Source organism: Thiocapsa sp. (assembly GCF_035467215.1).
In the GTDB taxonomy this organism is placed as follows: domain Bacteria; phylum Pseudomonadota; class Gammaproteobacteria; order Chromatiales; family Chromatiaceae; genus Thiocapsa.
Genome location: NZ_DATITZ010000007.1, coordinates 1 through 2,738 on the forward strand (window position 1 = coordinate 1; position 2,738 = coordinate 2,738).

General features: G+C 63.6%; 6 protein-coding genes. All 6 read left to right on the plus strand.

Features of this window, described 5'->3' with window-relative positions:
• The first annotated feature begins 667 nt into the window (after positions 1–667).
• On the plus strand, positions 668–928 hold the full coding sequence (locus VLR48_RS00250) for a type II toxin-antitoxin system VapB family antitoxin (protein ID WP_325289863.1): 261 nt from the start codon (positions 668–670) through the stop codon (positions 926–928).
• 14 nt (positions 929–942) lie between these two features.
• On the plus strand, positions 943–1,317 hold the full coding sequence (locus VLR48_RS00255) for a type II toxin-antitoxin system VapC family toxin (RefSeq protein ID WP_325289864.1): 375 nt from the start codon (positions 943–945) through the stop codon (positions 1,315–1,317).
• 144 nt (positions 1,318–1,461) lie between these two features.
• Positions 1,462–1,620: a DUF4351 domain-containing protein gene (locus VLR48_RS00260; RefSeq protein ID WP_325289867.1), complete on the plus strand. Its 159-nt coding sequence runs from the start codon at positions 1,462–1,464 to the stop codon at positions 1,618–1,620.
• A 90-nt stretch (positions 1,621–1,710) separates the two neighbouring features.
• Entirely contained in the window at positions 1,711–2,094 is a 384-nt protein-coding gene (locus VLR48_RS00265; protein WP_325289865.1) for a dTDP-4-dehydrorhamnose 3,5-epimerase, read from the plus strand.
• A gap of 31 nt (positions 2,095–2,125) precedes the next feature.
• Positions 2,126–2,584: a DUF29 domain-containing protein gene (locus tag VLR48_RS00270; RefSeq protein WP_325289866.1), complete on the plus strand. Its 459-nt coding sequence runs from the start codon at positions 2,126–2,128 to the stop codon at positions 2,582–2,584.
• Positions 2,581–2,738, plus strand: a 158-nt coding sequence (locus VLR48_RS00275; RefSeq protein WP_414718560.1) for a class I SAM-dependent methyltransferase, incomplete at its 3' end; no start/stop codon positions are given. The genes VLR48_RS00270 and VLR48_RS00275, both read left to right, overlap by 4 nt.

Consider the following 2,738-nt stretch of genomic DNA (forward strand, 5'->3'; position numbering starts at 1 on the left):
TGGCAGATACCGGATCGAACCCGCGTTGCTGGAAACGGCATTCATGACGCTGGAGTTGAATCTGGCTCGAGACCGTAGGCGAGCCGCCCGGCGTCACGTCGAGCAGACCTCGCAGGCAGCACCAAACGCCCGAGCGAGCCGGAGGCCTTGACTCCGGGACCCCTCCGGGCACCCGGGTCGGCATCGGGATGCCGACCCACGGAAGATGCCGGCACGGGGAGCCCGACACGATCGCCGGCCCAACGCCATCCAGCGCGACATCAAGGATCTGCCCCGCAAGCCCACCGCGACTTCGTCGAGACCGGCGCGACCGGGATCCGCCGATGGGCCAAACCCAAGTCGATCCTCTTCGACGTGAAATCCGTGCTGCCGGTCGATAGGGTCAACGGGCGCCTCAAAATCTCGACCAGGAGCTGCAACAGGTGGTGCGCGATGCCCAAGCCGCCCGGCGCCATGCCGACAAGCGAGCCAAGGTCATCTCCGGGAATGCATCGACCGACGTGTAGAGGCGACTTGAGTCGCCCGGTAACCATTGGAGAGTAGACGTCGCCCACTTCCGGTCCGATGTCGCCTATCAAGCCTAGCCCTCGGGACCGGGGCTCCAGCGTCCCGGGCGAAGCGTAGGCTTGATACGATTCAGGCTGCATCTGCATCGGAGATCAACGCTATGGCCCTCACCATCGTCAACGAAGAAGTCGAGAGGCTGGCGCGAGAGTTGGCGAGCCAAACCGGCGAGCCGATCCCGCAGCTCATCCTGGCTGCCCTGCAAGAGCGTGCAGGTCGGCTTCAGCGCCAGCGCAGCGAGGTGTCCGCGATCGCTCGGATCCGACAATCCAGGGCGAGGTGTGCGCAGTTGCCCGACCTTGATCCGCGATCTGCCGAGGATATTCTGGGCTACAGCGCAGATGGAACCTTCGATCCGTGGTGATCGATAGCTCGGCTTTGGTCGCGATTCTCCTCGGCGAGCCCGAGGCCGAGCGCCTGACGATCGCTTTGGCCGCGGATCCGATGCGCTGCATCAGCGCGCTTTCCGTCTTGGAGACCTCGATCGTGCTCTATCGACGCAAGGGTCCGGAGGCTGTCGCCGAACTGGACGCTCTGGTGGCGGATCTCGGAATCGAGATCGTGGCCTTCGACGCGATTCAGATGCGTGCGGCACGCATCGCCTACGAGCGTTTCGGCAAGGGATTGCACCCAGCCTCGCTTAACCTCGGAGACTGCTGCTCATACGCCCTGGCAAGCACTCGCAAACAGACCTTGCTCTACAAAGGCGACGACTTCCCTCGGACCGATCTCACGGCTGTGGCGGATGCCTGACTGAGCGCGCGCAGGGCCGCACCGGGGCGGCTTGATGTGCCTACAAGAGCGCCGCAAAGTCCTGCGGGTCAGGAACCATGAGTCCGATTCATCGTATCAACGGCAGTGTAGCCCCGAGGCTCAGCGTCACGGGCCTGAGGGAGAATCCAGGGCAAGGCCGACAGTCTTAAGCGTCTGCTCGCGCGTCGCTTCGGCCCATTGCCCGCAGGGGCAGAGCAGCGGATCGACACCGCGCCGGTCGCGCAACTGGACGCCTGGCTCGACGGCATCTTCGATGCCGCTAGCCTCGAGGACCTGATCTGAGACGACGCGGTGGGCTAGCAAGGCATGGAGCGGAAGGGTACGTGGCTCAATGCGTCTTCAATTGATCCCGTCCTTTCCCTAGCCGAGTGCATGATTCCGTGGTACGTCCCCGATTTCCCGTCACGTCCCCGATTTCCCGTCACCTGCCTAAAGGGCGAGGTCTTCGATGTCGCCATCGACCTGCGTCGCACCTCCCCGACCTTCCTGCGCTGGCATGCCGTGCACCTCGGTGCCGACAACCATCGGACCCTGGCCATCCCGGAAGGCTTCGCCCACGGCTTTCAGACCCTGACCGATAACTGCGAGCTCATCTACCTGCATACCGCAGCCTATCATCCGGAGGCGGAGGCCGGCCTCAACGCGCTTGACCCGCGTATTGCCATCAACTGGCCGCGGCCGGTTTCGGAGATCTCCGTGCGCGATCGTCAGCACGCGCTGCTGGATGACGGATACACCGGCATCCGGGTAACCTAGAGTTCGGTACGGCAAGCCTCAGGCACCGCTCATGACCCAAACCACCCGCTATGACACCGATTACCTGCGCTGGCTCGAAGACCAAGCGCGCCATCTCCGGGCGGGCGACCTCGATCGACTCGATCGGGAGCACCTTTCGGAGGAGCTTGACGGTATGAGCCGAAGCGAGCGGCGACAACTGCGCAACCGTCTGATCATACTTGTTTTGCATCTCCTCAAGATGCAGTGCCAACCTGAACGCCGTTCCCGCAGCTGGGGCGTGACCGTCATCACCCAGCGGATCGATATCAAGCTTTTGATCAAAGAGAGTCCGAGCTTACGACCAACGCTGGCTGCGACCTTGGGAGAGATCTACGACACGGCGCGGCGCGAGGCAGCGCAGGAGACCGGGCTGGCGCTGAGCCGCTTTCCGTCGACCTGCCCCTTTACCATCGATCAGGTTCTGGACGATGAGTATTGGCCCGGTGCCGGCGAGGGCGACCTCGCGTGAACTGTCGCCACTGCCAAAACCCGCTCACCCTGCCGTTCGTCGACCTCGGCAGTGCGCCGCCGTCCAACGCCTATCTGACAGAAGAGGCCCTGCGTGCTCCGGAGATCTGGTACCCGTTGCGCGTGTTGGTTTGTGAGCACTGTTGGCTCGTGCA